This window comes from Stenotrophomonas sp. SMYL89 (genome assembly GCF_036319985.1).
GTDB classification, from domain to species: Bacteria; Pseudomonadota; Gammaproteobacteria; order Xanthomonadales; family Xanthomonadaceae; genus Stenotrophomonas; species Stenotrophomonas maltophilia_Q.
This window is the reverse complement of record NZ_JAWIRW010000008.1, coordinates 61,182-79,750: the sequence shown is the minus strand read 5'-3', so window position 1 is coordinate 79,750 and position 18,569 is coordinate 61,182. Positions and strand designations below refer to the sequence as shown.

Genomic DNA, 18,569 nt, shown 5'->3' with positions numbered 1-18,569 from the left:
CCCCTACGCGTAAGTGAGAACCAATGCGCAGCCGCTCACCCTCGAATTATCGATACTGATTGCGCACATGCAGTGCACATCCGAATCAGTTATCGAGCGCGGAGGCGACATGAAGTCGGCAGCTTTTCTTGTAGTTGTCATTCTAGGAATGTGTTCCCAAGAAGCTAGATCCCAGGTGCCACCAGTCAATACGGGCCTAGGCGACTGCATAGATTTCATCATCTACGCATCTCCCACATTGACGGGACAGGTCAACTCAACAACCTATTCCTTTGCATATTCCCCGAGCTCCTACCTCGACAAGGAAAACGGAGTGGTGTACGTACAGAACTTCACTTGCAACCCGCAAAGCCCGGATCTCCCTGGTATCTATTCGCGCGTTTCTCAAGTTAGCCATGAGATGGGGCATGTAAACTTCGACGCCAGCTTCCCCCTAGGAACGCGAGAAGACTATATTGAAAAGGCATGCACCAACGAAGGCCGAGCCGTCCTCAATAACGCCACCGCACGAAGCGAGATACTAAACACAAGCGAAGGATATTCAGACATCGGCTTGGCAGCAGCGAATTCAGGCGCACTACTTACACTTATCAACGCAGGCGGACAGAACCTAGACAAGCGCGTTGGTGATTTGTTTTGCGACACAAATGTCACCTCTACAACCGGTGTCAACTACAAAGTCCACTGGGGAAATGTGTATGATGAGCTGTACGGACCCGAAGATGAAGAGGAGCAGTAATCGATGAAATTTCTCACGAGTGCTCTAGTACTTTCATTCGTAACGCTCTCCTCAGGCGTCTCGGCCTCCGAACCCAAGGCAAGCCCAGACGCGCAGCAGAAGTTCTGGGCATTAACAGAAAGAATTGCCGTTGCACTTCCGGGTGATGGGCGAGATCTGCAGAAGCTTATTCCCCCTTCCGTTGCACGCATGGATGTCTCCGGATCAAAGACCGGACAAGAACAGCGCGCCGTAATTGGCCCGTCACTGTTTGCCGATGACCTCGCAGTTGTTATGGGCAAGGACAATCGTGCCGATTCTGTTTCATTCGATCTCTCAGGCAGCTGCATACCCTTCTCCTCGGTCCGCAAGCGGTACCCCAGTATTCTGGTGATAAATCACGCTGCGAGTGATCTCGAATGGAATACGCTCGGAACCCAAGTTGGAGATTCAGTTATTGCTTTCTGGTTCAAGGGCACGAAGTTTGGCTGCATGCGCAGAGTTGAAATCACCCCTGCTGCTGCCACATTGTCACGACTCAACGTGGACTAAGAGCGGGCCTCAGGATCGCTTGCGATCCTGATGCTTGTCCCTTCCCGCGGCGAACAACCATGACTTGGCCGATGTACCAGCGCCGGCTGAACGCCGCCCCCACGCTCACCCTCACCGAACCCGGTTCCGACTGCACCCCGACGCCGCCCAACACAGCATCAACGGCAGGCTCCCCGGTCGACGTTCGATGCGTGCTTCAGACACCGACTCCCTGCACAGCAAAGTGGCGGCGGTCACCCTCGGCTTCTGGGTGATGAAGATCGCCGCCACCACCCTCGGCGAGACCGCGGGCGACCTACTGTCGATGACGCTCAACCTGGGCTACGTGGCCAGCTCGGCCATCCTGCTGGCGATCTTCGCTGGCCTGCTGGGCATGCAGTTGTCGGCACGGCGCTTCCACCCGGTGCTGTTCTGGTCGGTGGTGCTGGCGACCAGCACCGCCGGCACCACCCTGTCGGACCTGATCGACCGCACGCTCGGCCTGGGCTACGCCACCGGCGCCAGCCTGCTGGCCGGCTGCCTGGCGCTGGTGCTGCTGGCCTGGCGGATATCGGAAAAATCGATCTCGGTCAGCAACATCGCATCGCGCCGCGCTGAAGGCTTCTACTGGACCGCCGTGCTGTTCTCCAACACGCTCGGCACCGCACTGGGCGACTTCCTCGCCGACGATTCCGGGCTGGGCTTCACCGGCGGCGCACTGCTGATCGGCAGCCTCATCGCGCTCACCGCACTGGCCAGCCGCATCAAGGGCATCGACCGGGTCATCCTGTTCTGGATCGCCTTCGTACTCACCCGCCCGTTTGGCGCCACCTTCGGCGACCTGCTCACCAAGCCGCTGGAAAAGGGCGGCCTGGGCTTCGGCACGGTAGGCTCGTCGCTGGTGCTGTTCACCATTCTCGCCACGCTGGTGGCATTGCCCATGCTGCAGCGTAAAGCACAGCCAGCCAGCTAGCGCGCCGTCCAGCCCCCATCCACCGGCAGCGCCGTGCCGGTGATCTGTGCCGCCGCGTCCGAAGCCAGGAACACCACCATCCCGCCCAGTTGCTCGGGCGTCACGAACTGCAGCGAAGGCTGCTTCTCGGCCAGCAGCGCGCGCGCGGCGGACTCCTGATCCGTGCCCTCGCGCTCGGCCAACGCGGTGATCTGCTGCTCGACCAGCGCCGTTCGCACCCAACCCGGGCAGATGGCATTGGCGGTGATGCCGGTGCCCGCGTTCTCCAGCGCGGTCACCTTGGTAAAGCCGACCACGCCATGCTTGGCCGCCACATAGGCCGACTTGTTCACCGAGCCCACCAACCCGTGCACCGACGCGATGTTGATGATGCGGCCGGCTCCCTGCTGCTTCATGTGCGGCAAGGCCGCCGCCGTGGCATGGAACACCGCCGACAGGTTCAGCGCCAGGATCGCATCCCACTTCTCGACCGGGAATTCCTCGATCGATGCGGTGTGCTGGATGCCCGCGTTGTTCACCAGGATGTCGATGCGCCCCATCTTCGCAACGGCGTGGTCGATCATGCCTCGCACTGCCTCGCCCCGCGACAGGTCAGCACTGTCATGCGCCACGCGCACGCCGAACTCAGCTTCCAACCTGGAACGGATGCGTTCGATCTCCGCCGCGTCGCCGAAGCCATTCAGCACGATGTCGGCGCCCGTCCGCGCCAGCGCCGTGGCAATGCCGAGACCGATACCACTGGTGGAGCCGGTGACCACCGCAACCTTTCCAGAGAACATGGGCGAGCTTCCATTGGGCGTAGGCCGCCAGTGTACCTACACGGGCCAACCGCCTTTAACTAGCGCCCGATGTCGGCCCACCATTAGAAGCGGATGCCCGCCCGATCAACGGGCGCCAGCGGATTGGCCTTCCGCACCGCCTCCAGGAACAGCAGGAAATCGCGGTTGAACAGCGTCAGGTTGTTGGTGAACGTCACGCACTTTCTGCCCGACGCTTTGCTGAAGCACACCCGCCAGACATAGCGCCCGTAGATCTTGTCGGACGTTCGTGTGACTGAGGTGATCTGCGAGAGCGGAACCGCCGTGGGCACTGGCCCACGCCGCAGGTAAAAGGACGCCGCATCAAAGAAGTAGTGCTCCCGATCTTCTTTCCCATCCACCATCACCAAGGTCATGGACCTGCCGGAAATCCGGCGCGGAGCATGCAAACGCAGCCCCGTCTCTACGGACGAGCGGGCAGTCGCTGCCATTCGCCGAAGCGTGAACCAGAGGATCGCCAACGGAAGCGCCGCAAGGACAATGAAACCTACGGTCTTCAAAACAGTTTCCAGCGTGCTGGGCACACAGATCTCCAGGATGAACGTTCAGGCGATGCCCAAGTAGATCCACGCCATGCGTGGATGCTCTCCCTCAGCGCCCCATCACTTCCAATGATCCGGCCCCAGGAACGGCAGGCTCAACACAAACACCGGAACCGCCACAGGGATCAACGCCGCGCCCAGCACCTTGCCCGCCGCCGAACCCACACCCGGCTTGTCCTCCCTCTCCGGCAGGATCCGCTGCGCCCGCGCATTGATCGGCTGTGCCAGCTTCCCCTTCTCCGCCAGCGCCGCAGCATCGGGCAACGTCACCCGCTCGCCGTCGCCCTCGAACAGAGCGCTGTAATAGGTGCCGCCCTTCCTTGAAAGATTGCAGGCGCGGTCAAACGCCAGCGCGTAACGGGTCCGGTCCATCGGCAGGTAGTAGCGCGCACGCTCCTCCACGGCCTTGGCCTCACGCGGGGGGACCTCAATCCGCTCCAGCCTGAACTGTGCGGCCTGCTCTGCCGTTACCTGCTCCGGCCGCAGCAGCAGCGCATAGCTGCCGTGCACCCTGGCCTTGTTGGCCGGGTCGCGCCAGTCTTCATGGAAGTACATCTGCGCGCAGGCCACCGCCTCGCGCAGCGGGCTGTCCATCAGCGCCCGATACTCGCGGAACGGCGCGGCATTGAAGCGCATCGGCTCGTCATAGCGCGGCAACAGGTACAGCTGGCCGTCGTCGGCCACGAACGCACTGGTGATCTCGCGGCTTGAGGCGTGCTCCTCCGGGCCACTGGCACAGCCGGACAGCAGACCAAGGCACAGGGCGGAGAAGATGAAGAGGATGGACGTTCGCATGTCGTGTTGGTGGGCTTCCCTGGGAAAACGGCCCCGGTCGGAAGGACGAGGCCAGCCCATCATGGTGCCATGCCAGCCTTGCCCTGCCCAATCAAACTGCTGGAGATCGAGCGGGTTCAAGCCGCTAGCGCTGGTCGGCGTGATACATTGAGTGCGCCTGGACATGCATGTTCAGTGACGTTCCTGGATCAGTCTGGAACGAGCGCCACAGGCATATCCCCGTTCGGCCTTTCCGTAGCGCGTTGGGATTATCCAATCACCAGCGCGCCAGATTGCTCCTTGGTTGGCGAAATGAGCCAGTGGCTGGGGCCATGCGTCTTGGGCAACGGCCAGAGCAGCCACTCGGCACGCCTTTGAAGAATCGCCGCGATATATACCGCATTTCAAGCGTGCCGATTACGGCATCTGCCGGGCGGCATCGCCGTGAGGCGATGCCCATCTCAGTTTCAATTCTGGTTGGTGGTGCCCGTATTGTGTTGTTACGGCACGGTGCACCGTCCCGCTGCAGCAGCGCCTGATGGACTCAAAAGGCACTCTGGCGTTCCGCATTGGCGGGGTTGCAGGCCATCACTCTTTCGCCCTGGACCGACGCCAGCGGCATCGCGATTGCTGCCATATCTGTCGCAATCACCAAGCACTTTGCCCCGCTACTGGGGAACCGATGAAGAAGAAAGCCCACTCTTGAAAGGAGAACGCGCAAATGAACGCTGACGATGTGAAGACCATGCCGGTGATGGACCCGCTCGCCAACCAACGCACAGGTGGATCGAGTGCATCCCGACGCACCATCTACGTAGATCTTGATGGCGTGATGGCCGACTTCGACGCGGCATTTCCCGCCCTGTTTGGCCTGGACCACCGCGTGCTTGCCGACGATGAAATGTGGGGGCACATCAACAACCACCCGTCATTTTTCCGCGACCTTCCGCCGATGCACGGTGCAGTAGAGTTCTTCCACAGCATCCACCACTTGAACCCGGTGATTCTCACGGCCTGCCCGAAATCGAACTATCCACTCGCTGCCATGCAGAAGCGGCAGTGGGTCCGCGAACACCTGTCAGCAACCTGCCTGGTCTTGCCTGTGCTCGGCGGCAGGCACAAGCCTCTTTTCATGCACCAGCCAGGCGATGTTCTGATCGACGATTTCGAAGCGAACTGTGATGCCTGGACAGCAGCGGGCGGCGTGGCAATCAGGCACGCCGGCGATTGGGCTGCGACGCGTCACGCGCTTTCCCAGATTGAAGATCTGTCAGGGGCAGCGCTCGCGAAGGGCTGATGCCCGCTCTGCCGACCACGCTGGCACTTCCACAGACAGGCCGAGGCGCTGGCCCCTCGGCCCACAAGGCCGGCACCCTGCTTCGTAGCCCCCCTACTTCAACCGCTCCACCAACCGCTGCCCCACCTCCATCGCCGAAGCCGGGTTCTGCCCGGTAATCAGCTCGCGGTCCACCACCACATGCCCGGTCCACGGCGTGGTGTTGCTGCTGAACTTCGCCCCCGCCCGCTGCAGCGCGGTCTGCGGGTAGAACTTCATCTCACCGCCGCCCAGCAACGGTTTGGCCTGCGCTTCTTCCTGGTTGCTGATCACCGTCATCTGGTAGCCGCTGTAGATCCACTTCGGCGTGGCCGGCATCGCACCCGCCTCCAGCTTTGCTACGAAACCCGCAGCATCCGGCAGCGTGGACAGCAGCGCGATCGGCCCGTGACAAACCAGCGCGGTGGTCTTGTTGCGCTGGTGGAAGTCGGCCAGCAAGCGGCCCAGCGCTGGGCTCTTCAGCAGGTCCTGCATCGGCGCGTGGCCACCGGGAATGTAGACCGCATCGAAACGCGCGTAGCCCTGCTGCTCAATGCGCGCCAGGCTGACCACCGGCGAGGCCGTCGGGGAGGTCAGCGCCAGCTTCTCCATCAGGTCCTTGTGCAGCGTCAGCTGCGCGGCATCGTTGCCGAAGTACGCCGCCGTCACCGAGGACGCATCCACCGTGGGCGCCCGCCCCTGCGGCGTGGCGAAGGTCACCTCGTGGCCCGCGTCCAGCAGCAGCTTGACCGGCTGCATCAGTTCGTTGAGATAGAAGCCGGTGGACAGCACCTTGCCGTCCTTCAGGTCCAGGTGGTTCTCGTCGGACAGCACCACCAGCACGTTGGCGGCATGCGCGCCGGTCGCGGCCAGGGTCAGGGCCAGCGCTGCGGCCAGCCGGGTCATCAGGTTCATGGGGAGCTCCTATCGGGGAATGGCGGCCACTTTATTCATCGCCCCACCGGCGATAAATTGGCCCCATCGCAAAACATCTGTTCCCCGGAGAGCCAAATGAGCCGCAAGTTCGACTACCTGGGCGATGTGGAGGTGTTCCTTGCGGTGGTCGAGCACGGCTCGTTCACGGCCGGCGCGGTGGCGCTGTCCACCACGCCCTCGGTGCTGAGCCGCGCGGTCACCCGCCTGGAAGCGCGGCTGGGCCGGCAACTGCTGCAGCGGACCACCCGGCGCGTGGGTCTGACCGACGCCGGGCGGCTCTATCTGGAACAGGTGCGCACCGCCTTCGGCCTGCTGGACGACGCCGAGCGCGACGTACTGGCCCAGGATGGTGCGCTGGCCGGCCGCGTGCGCCTGAGCGTGCCCACCACCTATGGCCACTACCGGCTGCCGCCCGTGCTGGCGCGCTTTGCGCAGCAGTACCCGCAGGTGCAGGTGGAACTGAACATCACCAACCGCAACGTGGACCTGGTGGCCGAAGGCTTCGACCTGGCCATCCGCCTGGGCCAGCTGCCGGACAGCGGGCTGGTGGCGCGCAAGTTGGAGGACGCCCCACTGCTGCTGGTGGCCGCGCCGGACTATCTGCAGCGCCACGGCACGCCGCAGACCCTGGACGACCTGCAGCAGCACCTGTGCCTGCCGTTTGTGATGCCGCGTACGGGACGGCTGGCGCCGTGGGTGTTCCGCGATGGCGGGCGCGACGTGGACTGGCTGCCGCGCTCGTCCATCGAAACCTCCGACGACGTGCTTGGCGTGGTGTCGCTGGCCGAACAGGGCATCGGCATCTGCCAGAGCTATGAGTTCATCGTGCGCGAGCGGTTGATGCGTGGGCAGCTGGTGGAAGTGCTGCCGCAGCTGCGGGGAAGATCGCGGCCGTTCTCGATGATCTATGCGCCGCATCGGCGGCAGTCTGCGGCGGCGCGGGCGATGATTGAGTTGTTGGTGGGGAATGCGGGTGAGGCTGGCGTTGGTTGAAGCCGCGAGGCTTGCTATCGGTGTCGGTTTTGAACCGATCTTCGACCGCTGAGGCTGATCTGACGCCGCTGCCTGCCCAGGCAGACTAAGAACTGTTGCAAAGAAGGCTGTCGCGCTAATCGCTTGTGGCGTGGGCGATTGCGCCACTTTGATTCGCCATCAGCAGAGTAGCTGCGCGAATGCGTCTGCTCGCGTCGCGTGCTGCACGAATGGTGCGTGCAACAATAGTTCTTCGCTCTCGGATTCAGCGATTCCTTCGCGAATTTCTATTGGCATTCGGAGCGGCGGCGTAAACACCATGACGTGCCACCGACAACGGGTGGCTCCGGGTCTGCAAACCCGCGACGATTGCTGTGCCTGTTGTTTACGCTTGCCCGTCGGCACCGTCCTTAACCGGTGCCGGCGGGCAATCCGTCGGCCTATCTGGCGGGCGGTGCGTGGGGGCCTTCGGGCCCACCGGTCATGGCACTACTTCGTCCCGGTTTGCAGCCACGCATCGCCCGCCACCCCGCAACGCGGTGGCGCTGTTAAGCACAGCCACGGAAGCCGACGCCATGAACGAATCCGATACCTTCTCTTCGTACACCTTTGTTGAACCCATCAACGACGACACTCCCCAGCCCGACCTGAACTCCCTGCTCGGCATCCTCAAGCGCATGCGCGGCTGTGAGGGCGCTGATGGGCATCCTTGGCCGGAAACCGATGTGTCACCCGGCCGGCGTGTGAGCCTGGCCAGGAGCGAGCGTGCGATGGTCGGCGCGCTGACGGTGCTGGAGCTACTGCACGCGGCAGACCGCTGCCGGGTGGCAGCGGAGCCAGAACGGCATTTGGATGAGGGAATTGTTGATGGACTGTTCTTGGCATGCAGAGGGCTGGCTGAGTGGGCGTGCCACGAGGTGAGGCCGGAGTGATACTCTTGACAATAGCCGCGGGACCAAGACGGCTTTGTACAGCTTCGTTAGGCCCTGCGCTCCTGGCGTTCATCCATGCCGGCGGCCTGGGAACATCACTCGTTTAAACCGCGCTTCGTTCTCCTCCATCAATACGCCATGGCTCGAACGAGACCGCTGACCTCAACCACGGCGCTTGTTGATAGCTTTCACCCAGCTGTCGAGCGCGTCGATGTCGGCCTTCAATTCGTCCGGTCCTGGGACCGGGGCACGAGCAGCAGCAGCCTGATCGTGACCGCGCAGCCATCGGGAGCATTTGCTCATGGCGGCATCAACCTGCCGGCAGTCTTCTTCGGTGACATCCGCAAGCTTTGCGATCTGCTGTGTTTGGACGCCGGGCCGATACCGTTCAACGATCTTGCACAAGAGCACTTCTTCAAGAGCGCGCTCCCACGCTTCGCGCAAGAGGCCATAGATGTTTTTGGCCTCTTTCTCGTAAGCATCCTGATGCCCGTCACGGGACAGCTTGGCAGCGGCTTGATGCTCGCTATTGAGGTATCCAATCTTCTTCCTGATTGGCATCGCAACCCACGGCAGTTCCTCGGTGCAGACCCCCGCGCCCGCCGAAAGCTGTCTAATATGTTGGTCAAGTTGCTCGACCTGCTGTTCCTCCGCAAACTGCTTTAGCCAGAGAAGAAAGACGACATCATGCGTGAAGACGATGACTTGCCTTGTCTTGGCGGCTTCGACGAGACGGAGGGCAACGCCTTCGCGCCAGCGGTAGTCGAGCGAGGACACGGGATCGTCGAAGACGATTCCCGATGGATCGTCAGCAGTGCTCAGTTCGGCGAAAAACGCAGCAATGGATAGGCAACGCTGCTCGCCTTCGCTAACGACCTTCGGAAGTTGAACGCCCGGCGCGCGCGTTAGCGCCAGCTTGTGATAAAGAACACCCTCCGCACCGCCGGCTTCCTGCAACTCGACTTCGATGTGCCGGAACGCGAGGCCCTGCAACTCCTCTTGGAAGGTGTCCTTGAGCTTCTGCGTGACGACAGCACGCGTCACTTCACTACTCTTCCTTGTGATGGCCTGCGTGGCGGTGTCGCTCTTGGACTGTTCATAGGCAGCGAGCCGCTTCTTACGGTCGATCTCCTGCAACACGGTATTCTCATGCTTGGCGAGTAGGACGCGCGCGCGCAGCTCTGCCGCCTCGGCATTGAGTTGCCTTCGCTTCTCGGCGGTAGCGTCTCCGCTCAACGCCTTCACGCGCTCGTCAAGCTGCGCCGAGAGTGTCGTGATGTCAGGGAGGACGGATGCGACTGCCGGATTGTCCTGCGGAAACTCGGAATCTGTCTCCAATGCCGCCATCACCGCTTGGCGACGCGCGTCAGCGGCGGCAAGCGCCGCGTCGATTCGGCCAGCGAGGGCTTCATTCTCTATGCTGAGGTCATTGATGGTGTCTTGGACAGCTTCGGGGCGCACGACGAGCGCGGCAATAGCCTTTCGCTGCCGATCATGTAGTTCGCGCGCGTCGCGCAGTTCGCGCTCCGTCGTGGAGGCGATGAAGGCGGCGAATCGCCCCAGCCTATGACTGGCATCGTGGTCTAGGCCCTGCTGGCACAGGACACACTGCGCGGCCTCACCAACAACCGGGAACGGTTGACCGGGATATGCCGCTTCCTGCGAGAAGATGCTTGCCGCTTGCCAAAAGCCCTTCCAAGCATCGGAGCCGGTGCCCGGCAGAAGCCCGGCAGGAAACGTCGCTGTACGCAGGCGATCAGCCTCTTCCTTCCTGCGCCGCCACTCCGCCCGCGCGTCGAAGATGGCGGACACGGACTCGTTAGAAAGCGCGGCGTCGACATGCTGGACGTGCTGGCAGAGGGCTTGGACGCGCGCCCCGCGCAGCTTGAGCTGCTGGAGCAATTTTGCAGGGTCAGCCGCCTGCAAATCGAGAATGGACTTCTCCAGCAACGCGAGTTTGGCGGCCTCGTCGTCCGTCAGTGTTGCGAGAGTCTTGACGTGCTCCGTCTCTGTGAGAACGCTCAAGCCGTTGAGGAGCCTCGCTACGGCGGTTCCCTCCGGCACCAATGGCAACAGGTCGGATATGGCGCTCTCGCCAAGCGCCCGTTGCTCTGCTTCGAGTCGTGTGCGAACGGCTTTGGCCGCTTGAACCAACTTGTCGAAGAGGTCCAGGCCGAAGGGCCGGAAGGCAACATCTGTCTTTTCCTTGAGATAGACCGATGCGCTCTGCGTGTCGAAGACGCTCACGCGCGCAATGAAGTTGTCGTCTGCCTGACCGGCCCATTCCCTCGCCTCCGGTTCGCCTTGAACACGGTACTTTATGGCGACGACCTGACGGGGCGGCGCCGCGCCCGCCGCGACGTTGCCAAGAATCTGCTCCCTCCCGCGCGCCCGGCAAGCTGTCTTGAGAATACGGGTGTAACCGGTCTTGCCCGCCCCGTTGTCGCCATAGACGACGGTAAGGCGAGGGCCGAACTTTAGGGTCTGGTCTTGTGCGAGGGCATTGACGCCCTCGCGGTGAAAGATGGATTCAAGGGCTACAGCGCCTTGCGCTGCATTCCTGCTTGGGAGGTACGCTGCATCCAGCGGTACGCCGCCTTGCGCCTCGGCTAACCCATGAGCGGCCTTGCAAATTTCTGCCAAGGCGGCAATGTCGTCCTCGGTAAGCTCTCCCATCTCGACAAGCCGCCGCAGGGCGTCCCGCTGCCATGCAGGGCGATCCCGCGACCAATTCAGGATGTCATCAAGCACGGTCATGGCTGGGCCTCGTCGTCAAGATTCGTTCGTCAAGAACCATCGTGTCGTCCACTGCTGCATCCCTATCCTCTCCGACGGCAGCAAGAGGCTAGTAGATAGCTCCGCTGCTCATGCCCCCCCCCCCTCCGCCGCCTTCACTAGCTTCGCGGCCTTAGGGTCGTAGACGTAGCCGGTGATGCTGCCGTCCTTGATACGTGCAACGGCCTCGTCGATCACGAACAGCGGAACGAGAAACCATTCCTCGGGCTGCACAGGATGACCGAAGCGGTCGTTGATCGTGATGTTCAACCGCGCGGGCGCGAACAGTCTGTGGAACAGTTTTTCCATCCGGGTGCGATTGATGCCCGCAAGCTTGTAGGTCGCCACCACTTCGACCTTGGCCAGCAGGTAGGTGGAGTCGTGTTCGGCGTTGGCGATGCGCGTCTCCACCCTGCCACCTGTCACACCCATCTTGTGGATAATGTCGCGATGTTGCGCGACATAGGGATGATCGGAGAGGGAGCGTAGGACGTAGATCGTGCCACTTTCAACATCATCGGCCTCAAGCTCACCGCCGAAAGAGAGTTGCCCGCTCTCAGGCGAGGTCAGCCGCCGCGCCGCAGGGTCGTTGTAGAACGCTCGCTGGAGCGAGCGCAGCAGCAGATTGCTTTCTGTCCCGTTGGAGAAGACGAGGCGCAGACGGCGGTCCACTTCCCCGGCGGTGGTTTTCAACGGCTCGCCGACCTCGGCAACGTAGAGAGTAAGACCATCGAGAACGAAAAAGTCCCCGGCTTCAATCGCACGGCGGCCCGCTTCGATGAGCTGGGACTGACGCATACCGGTTTTGACTTCCGCTTGCACCCGCTCGAACAAGGGCCGGAAGGTCTCGAAGTCCTCGCAGGGCTTCCGATCCGCGATCTCGTCGGCGGCGCGCTTTTCGGCGCTGGTACGGACATGGCGCAAGACCGTGATGTCGTCCGCGCGGGCAACATCCCCGAGTTCGGCAGCCAGGTCGTCGACGTCGACAGTTTCGTCAGCCGAAGCGGCAACAGTCGCTGCACCAGCAAGCAAGCCCTGATGGTCTAGCGGCCCAAGCAAGGCGCGGCAATCCGCGAGCGCGCGTAGACGGTCGAGCCGCACGGCATATAGGCGCTCGAATATGTCGCGGTCTTCGCCATGCTGCGGCGCACACCCGTGCTGCTCTGTGAAGCGTTGGATTTCCTCGAAGCCAGCAATGACACGCTCCTCGCTGGCTGGGCGGCCACTTTTCTTCTCAAGCGGAGCGAACTCGACCAGCTCTGCCGCCAGGTCGTCAAGATCGGAGTTACTCATAACGTCCCTCCGCCTTGAAACGCATGAAGGCGGCAGCGCCTTCGGCCATGCGTCGCTCCCAGGCATCCTGGGAATCGAGCGCCGGAATGCGACCGCGCTCCTTCTTGAACTGAACAGCCCGAACGGCCATCTCTTTCGCCTCGTCCGGCGTCAGGCAAGTGCGCTTGGCCGAGATGGCCGCCGCGACCTGCTTCAAGCTGTCCTCGCTCATGGTCTTTGCAAGGATGGCGTAGGCTTCCCCAAAGGGGTTGATGCGGTCGACAAGGTCGATATCCAACTCGCGTACGTCCATCGCGAAGCGGCGCACGCCGTCGATCAGGGCAGTGTTTGGCGACCCATCGCTCTCGCCTTCGGTGACAAGCCGCTTGGCCTGCTGCGTGAGGTTGAGGGCGGCGATGGCGTGCTGGCGCACGGCCTCCTGATCTTCAGAATCCAGCTCGGGATACTTGTCCTTGATGATCTTGCCCATGCGAACCTGCGTCAGCTCCTCGGGCACCAGCTCCTCATCGAACAGGCCGCGCTCGATGGTGGGCTTGTTCTGCACGAAGGCCGCGATGACTTCGTTCAGGTCTTCCTGGCAGATTCGCGCTGCTTCCTTGCTCTTGGGCTCGGCGAGGCCCTTGATCTCGATTTGGTACGAGCCTGTCTGCTCATTGACACCGACATTACAGCGGTCAGAGTCGTAGCCGCCCTCGCCGTAGTTAAAACCCGGCGTCGGGCCACTGTCAGGATTCTTGGGCTTGAACTCGAAGCGCGGAGCGAGAACCTGCTCCATCAACAAGCTTGCCGCGATGGCCTTTAACGTATCGTTGACGGCCTCGGTGACAGCTTCCTCAGCAGCGTCCGGCTCGGCGATCAGGTTGGTGAACCTTGCGCGGGTCTTACCAGGCGCGTCGCGGGTTGCACGACCGATGATCTGAACGATCTCGGTCAGGCTGGCGCGGTAGCCCACGGTTAGGGCGTGTTCGCACCAAATCCAGTCGAAGCCCTCCTTCGCCATGCCCAGCGCGATGATGATGTCCACATGGTTCCGGTTGTTCTTCTGCGCCGGATCCTTGAGCGCAGCGGATACACGGTCACGCTTGGCAGCATCATCATCGACAAGATCGGCGATGCGTAGCACGCGGCCATCAGGGCGCTTGACGAGCTGGAAGCCGGTGGCAGCGTCGATGCCCTGCCACTCACCCAGCGCCTCGATGATGTGTTCCACCTCGCGCATCTTGTCCTTCGTGCTCTCGCGCGAATTGACGTTGGGAATGTGGATGATGGTCTTCTCGCCGGGGTCGATGACGTTGAGGATGTCATCGACATAAGGGCCGCTGTAAAAGAAGTAGCCGATATCGAGTTGCTTGAGGTATTCGTAGCCGTTGAGCTGCTCGTAGTATGTGTAGGTGACAGTATCGAACTTCGACTCGTCCTGCGGGGCCAGCACGGCCTCGGCGTCGCCCCGGAAATAGGAACCGGTCATGGCGACGATATGCGTCTTGCCACGCGCGAAGAATTGTCCCAGATGCAAGCCGAGCTTGTTGTCCGGGTTGGCTGAAACGTGGTGGAACTCATCCACCGCGATCAGTCGGTCATCGAACGCCTCCACGCCGTAGGCATCGACCGCGAAGCGGAAGGTCGCATGGGTGCAGACCAGCACCCTGTCGTCGCCTTCAAGGAATGCGCCCAGCGACTTGACCTTCCCGCCGTTGTCGTTGCCTGGCGCGTTGCACAGGTTCCACTTGGGTTGAACCTGCCAGTCGGACCAGAAGCCGTACTTCGACAGCGGCTCGTCATTGAAGCTGGCACCGATGGACTTCTCCGGCACGACGATGATCACCTGCTTCAAACCCTGATTCTCGAGCTTGTCGAGTGCCACGAACATCAGTGCGCGGCTCTTGCCCGAAGCGGGAGGCGACTTAATCAGCAGATATTGCTCTCCGCGCCTCTCATAGACCCGCTCTTGCATTGGGCGCATACCAAGAGCGTTGGCCTTGGTGGAACAGCCATTCTGTGCATACGAAACGGAAATGGACGGAACAGACGACATGATTAGATAAACCCCCCGAAACGCCTTCCCCCAACCATCTTCCTGACGTTTACTAATCTGTGCCCATAAAGCACATCAAACTCCTCAAGTTCGACTGCAGTTAACAGAAAATACTCACCTTCCGGCCTGAAGACCAAAACCTTTCCATCATAAACACCAAATCCATGATCTTCGGGCATTGGCAATGCCAACTTCTCCATTCCATTATCATTTTCACGATAGATCTTCGTAACCGAAGGGCCCACCTCTGTCCTGAAATTAATCGCGCCGATCTGCGTTGATTCAGCACCTAATTTCTTTAGCCCAAAATAGTCACGGAACCCATTGGGGGCGAAAATCTGATTTCCCGGCTTATCTTGTCCGCGATTCTTTGTGACGTATCCCGCCTCGATCCAAAATCCACTAACCGGACCAGCAACGTTTACCGATCGCTTCACATCGCGCGAATCAACAAGAGTCGCCAAACGATCTTCATAGCTATTTAAAATATCGGCCAGCGGGCAAGCTTGCGCCCACAGCTTCTCGAACACGGACCGAACTGGTTTGATGTGCTCATCAAAATAAGCTTTATCCGTAGAAATAATTGCCGAGCCAGCCTCGACGCTGCGTCGAAGACCATTATTCGAGAAGTTACCGGAGCCAAGCACAATCCCTTGCATGTTGGTGGTCGCGTTCTTCATCATCGCGACCTTGGGATGAAAGTCGCGACGAGGATCAAAGCCAGGTCGATCTACGACAAAGCGTCCGTCAAATATTCTGACCTCCGAATTGGCACAATCTGCAATAGCACGCAGCGCGCGCGGATCCGTCCGGCCATAGTCGATTCCGAACAGCCATCGAGAACTTGTTTTCAGCCAAAAATCCTTCCCGACGCTCAGCTCGAACACTCGAAAGCCCGACTGAGTTACATAAGCAAAACATCCGAAAAATTCATTTGCAGCAATAGCAAGCCTTACTCGCTCCATCTCTGAAATCGTCGTTTTGCCAAATTGGGGATCATGTGCGAAGCCACTCATCTCGCCACCACCTTACGGTATAGTGCAAACAAGCTTTCCAATCTGTCTGTATCATTTCTCATTCGGCGACCAAAGTAAATCCTCTCCACCAGTTCATCATTTTGGCGATGCGCCTCGCGCAGCTCTTCCGGAATACCAATCGCGCCGTAGAGTTCGGCAATGGTCTTGGGAAAGCATCTTTCACGTGCAATTAGAATATTTTCAGATGCCCGATTAAGGTCATCCTGATTCTTTTCGGTAAGGGCGGGAATCGGGAAAGTATTCCACCCCAAGGTATTTGAGTAGGAGAAGTCTGTACGCATGCGAACGCAAACCGTACCTATCCACACCCAATGCAGACGAGATGCAATCAGTGCTAAATTCCAAAGCGGCGCATCATAAAGAGCGAAGTTTCGATCACCAATGATGCAGTCGGCAGTCACAAGATCGACCGGAAGATACTCGCGATTCTCAGAAGATACTCTTGGCACAACAATTGCCGACCTCTTCGCAGTTCCCGCAATCTGGACAAAACGGTGAGGTGAGTCCGCGAATGCACGGGTAGATTCGGCAGGAGATCGCATCCTGTTATCAGCGACGAGGTCGAGGCGATCGGCGATGAATGAACTTCTCTTTGCGGCCTCAACCTCTTCGTCCTTGATCCAGAGACAAAAGCGGAGCTTTCCATTGATCAATTCGTCTGAGCCGAGGAATCTGCGCACATAAGAACGCGTATCAGGATTCAGACGAAGCTCGTGCGCCTCTCGTGGTGTGAGGAACAAGTGTCCTCCGTCACGAGGCATGTTTCCGAACAACATAGGGGACTGAAGTCCTAACGGCCTGTTCGCCTTTGTGATGGCATCGGGCATATTGGGCACAAGATATGGCCCAATGACATCACACTCGCGGACGAGACCATTATCTTCGAACAGACGCTTCGACGAAGATGATTCTGGACCCAGACCAATAATTATTACAGTGACGCCGGCGTTATGAACTGCGAGATTTTTCCAAGTAAAGGGAGCGTGCGCAAATCGAAGCTCCCTTCCTTGCTTAGTCACTACAGGCCAAATCTCGGATGCTTGCTGACCTTGACAGATACTATTAGTGGTAACAAAGGCCGCCACCGCGTCTGGCACCGCGCGAGCATATTTGAGATAAGCTGCAATCCAGCCCGAGACGAAGTCGGTGATCTTGGCAAGGTGCGGATGCTCAGCCCACGCAAACGCGAGATCAGCCTTCTGCTCTTGATCTTGCCACTTGCTACCCCTATACGGAGGGTTTCCACATATATATGTCTCCCCCCCCTCATTCTCAAAATCGATTAGCGCCTGATCCAGCGGCGCCTGGAACAGATCGTCGCCAGCAAGCTCTACTCCGTTCCCTGTTGGTGGACAGACGCTCAGCCAATCAAGGCGAAGCGCATTTCCACAAGTGATCCAATTCTCGTTGCGTAGCGGCAGAAATTCCGAGAGCGCGAGTTTTTGGCCTCGATACAGCACATCGCACTGATACTCCGCGATGACCAGAGCAAGGCGTGCGATCTCAGCCGGGAAGTCGCGCAGCTCGATTCCTCGAAAGTTCGTAAGTGGGATCTCTGACGCACGGTCCGGTTCGCCGCGCCGACGATTAATGTCAGCTTCGATGGCACGCATTTCCTTGTAGGCGATTACTAGAAAATTGCCGGAACCACAGGCTGGGTCAAAGACCCTGATCTTCGCCATGCGTTTGCGCAGGTTAAGCAGAATGCGGGGGTTCTCGCCCGCATCTGCCAGTCGCGCACGTAGTTCATCGAGGAATAGTGGATTCAGCACCTTAAGGATGTTGGGAACGCTGGTGTAATGCATGCCCAGCTCGCCGCGCTCCTCATCGTCGGCAACAGCCTGAATCATCGAGCCGAAGATATCGGGATTGATCCTGGTCCAATCCAAACCGCCAACGTGGAGCAGGTAGGACCGGGCAATCCTACTGAACCGAGGAACTGAATTGCTGCCGGCAAACAGCTGGCCATTTACGTAGGGGAAATCCTCCGCCCACCGCGGGATGCTGGCAGCCATCCGATCCTCGCGCTTGGTGTTCATGGCGCGGAACAGGGTAGCAATGACCTCGTGAGTATTCGCCGAGTCCTTGGCGCTCATCATTTCCACAACTTCGGTGAAGCCAACCCTACCGACGAAGATGTCGGTATCCTCAGCGAAGAAGCAGAAGATTAGCCGCGCCATGAAGTGATTCATGTCGTGGCGGCGTTCTGCCTCACCCCAATCAGGGTTGTCCTTCAATAGTTCGACGTACAGACGATTCAGGCGACTCGTGGCCCGGATATCGAAGGCATTCTCACTAATCTGGCGGACGGTGCTTATGCCCGCTAATGGCAAGAAGAAACCGAAGTGATCCGGAAAGTCCTTGAAAGCGCAGGCGACAGTCTCGCCACTGGTCAAGTCCTCGGCTTCGAAGCCTATACCGTCGGTGGCGAGAATGAACCTCGATTTTGCCTTGGCAGTCGCCGGACTTGCCTTGAGGGCGGCTAGCTTCTGCGTCACCTGCCCTGCATCGCAGATCAGGATGTGGATGTTGCTTGTCTGAAGAACACCACCCAAGTCAGACTTGTTCGAGGCCCCGGCGCGTAGGCGCTTGATGGTCGTCGCCTTGTTACCGAAAGCTTCAAGGAACAAATAGGGAAACTCTGCGGGGTCAAAGGGACGCCCCGCGAGATCTGTGATGGCCTGTTCGATTTCTACTGCATTCATGGGCGTGCAGCTCCATTTCGCGGCTTAGCCGCTAGGCTGCTGTCATTCTGTGGGGCGCTCATGTCTTGTCCTACGTTTTCTAGGCTATCGGCGGCTTCTCATGACATAGAAGCATTCAATTGCATCCATCATGCCATGAAGAAATGGTATTTAGGGATGCCAAATGATCGCCCGCCGTACGCCGAGCGAGATCATAAAAAAGCCCGCAGTGGC

At 60.0% G+C, this 18,569-nt stretch carries 15 protein-coding genes; 6 read left to right on the top strand and 9 right to left on the bottom strand.

Annotated elements, in window-relative coordinates:
• The first annotated feature begins 109 nt into the window (after positions 1-109).
• The 3 genes from V3B41_RS11900 (at position 110) to V3B41_RS11890 (ending at position 2,222) form a co-directional block, all read left to right on the top strand.
• Complete coding sequence (locus tag V3B41_RS11900) at positions 110-739, top strand: hypothetical protein (RefSeq protein WP_099559773.1); 630 nt, start codon at positions 110-112, stop codon at positions 737-739.
• Between the two features lie 3 nt (positions 740-742).
• Entirely contained in the window at positions 743-1,270 is a 528-nt protein-coding gene (locus V3B41_RS11895) for a hypothetical protein (RefSeq protein ID WP_143566629.1), read from the top strand.
• A gap of 187 nt (positions 1,271-1,457) precedes the next feature.
• On the top strand, positions 1,458-2,222 hold the full coding sequence (locus tag V3B41_RS11890; RefSeq protein WP_049483169.1) for a membrane protein: 765 nt from the start codon (positions 1,458-1,460) through the stop codon (positions 2,220-2,222).
• On the opposite strand, the gene V3B41_RS11885 is transcribed toward V3B41_RS11890, so the two are convergent.
• From V3B41_RS11885 to V3B41_RS11875, 3 genes are all read right to left on the bottom strand, one after another.
• Positions 2,219-3,001, bottom strand: a complete 783-nt coding sequence (locus V3B41_RS11885) for a 3-hydroxybutyrate dehydrogenase (protein WP_049483167.1) — start codon at positions 2,999-3,001, stop codon at positions 2,219-2,221. The genes V3B41_RS11890 and V3B41_RS11885 overlap by 4 nt on opposite strands.
• 83 nt (positions 3,002-3,084) lie before the next feature.
• A complete protein-coding gene (locus V3B41_RS11880) occupies positions 3,085-3,564 on the bottom strand; it encodes a hypothetical protein (protein ID WP_227200064.1) in 480 nt (159 codons plus the stop codon).
• Between the two features lie 78 nt (positions 3,565-3,642).
• Complete coding sequence (locus V3B41_RS11875; RefSeq protein WP_329861293.1) at positions 3,643-4,377, bottom strand: hypothetical protein; 735 nt, start codon at positions 4,375-4,377, stop codon at positions 3,643-3,645.
• A gap of 700 nt (positions 4,378-5,077) precedes the next feature.
• Between V3B41_RS11875 and V3B41_RS11870 the strand changes: the two genes are divergently transcribed.
• Complete coding sequence (locus tag V3B41_RS11870; protein WP_288418028.1) at positions 5,078-5,653, top strand: hypothetical protein; 576 nt, start codon at positions 5,078-5,080, stop codon at positions 5,651-5,653.
• 93 nt (positions 5,654-5,746) lie between these two features.
• Here the strand turns inward: V3B41_RS11870 and V3B41_RS11865 are convergent, their stop codons facing one another.
• Complete coding sequence (locus tag V3B41_RS11865; protein ID WP_329861176.1) at positions 5,747-6,586, bottom strand: type 1 glutamine amidotransferase domain-containing protein; 840 nt, start codon at positions 6,584-6,586, stop codon at positions 5,747-5,749.
• A 96-nt stretch (positions 6,587-6,682) separates the two neighbouring features.
• Between V3B41_RS11865 and V3B41_RS11860 the strand changes: the two genes are divergently transcribed.
• Together V3B41_RS11860 and V3B41_RS11855 are read left to right on the top strand one after the other, a co-directional pair.
• Positions 6,683-7,600, top strand: coding sequence for a LysR family transcriptional regulator (locus tag V3B41_RS11860; protein WP_329861174.1), 918 nt, complete (start codon positions 6,683-6,685; stop codon positions 7,598-7,600).
• A 554-nt stretch (positions 7,601-8,154) separates the two neighbouring features.
• Positions 8,155-8,511, top strand: coding sequence for a hypothetical protein (locus V3B41_RS11855; RefSeq protein WP_329861172.1), 357 nt, complete (start codon positions 8,155-8,157; stop codon positions 8,509-8,511).
• Positions 8,512-8,673: 162 nt separating this feature from the next.
• Here V3B41_RS11855 and V3B41_RS11850 read toward each other — a convergent pair whose 3' ends face one another.
• From V3B41_RS11850 to V3B41_RS11830, 5 genes are all read right to left on the bottom strand, one after another.
• On the bottom strand, positions 8,674-11,268 hold the full coding sequence (locus tag V3B41_RS11850; RefSeq protein ID WP_133050665.1) for an AAA family ATPase: 2,595 nt from the start codon (positions 11,266-11,268) through the stop codon (positions 8,674-8,676).
• A gap of 108 nt (positions 11,269-11,376) precedes the next feature.
• On the bottom strand, positions 11,377-12,579 hold the full coding sequence (locus tag V3B41_RS11845; RefSeq protein ID WP_133050666.1) for a GIY-YIG nuclease family protein: 1,203 nt from the start codon (positions 12,577-12,579) through the stop codon (positions 11,377-11,379).
• Positions 12,572-14,614, bottom strand: coding sequence for a DEAD/DEAH box helicase (locus V3B41_RS11840; RefSeq protein ID WP_329861170.1), 2,043 nt, complete (start codon positions 14,612-14,614; stop codon positions 12,572-12,574). The genes V3B41_RS11845 and V3B41_RS11840 overlap by 8 nt, the downstream gene beginning before the upstream one ends.
• Positions 14,615-14,616: 2 nt before the next feature.
• The gene (locus V3B41_RS11835) at positions 14,617-15,630 is read right to left on the bottom strand and encodes a hypothetical protein (RefSeq protein WP_133050668.1); all 1,014 of its coding nucleotides are present in this window, start codon (positions 15,628-15,630) and stop codon (positions 14,617-14,619) included.
• On the bottom strand, positions 15,627-18,356 hold the full coding sequence (locus V3B41_RS11830) for a DNA methyltransferase (RefSeq protein WP_329861167.1): 2,730 nt from the start codon (positions 18,354-18,356) through the stop codon (positions 15,627-15,629). Before V3B41_RS11830 ends, V3B41_RS11835 begins: the two co-directional genes overlap by 4 nt.
• Between the last annotated feature and the right edge of the window lie 213 nt (positions 18,357-18,569).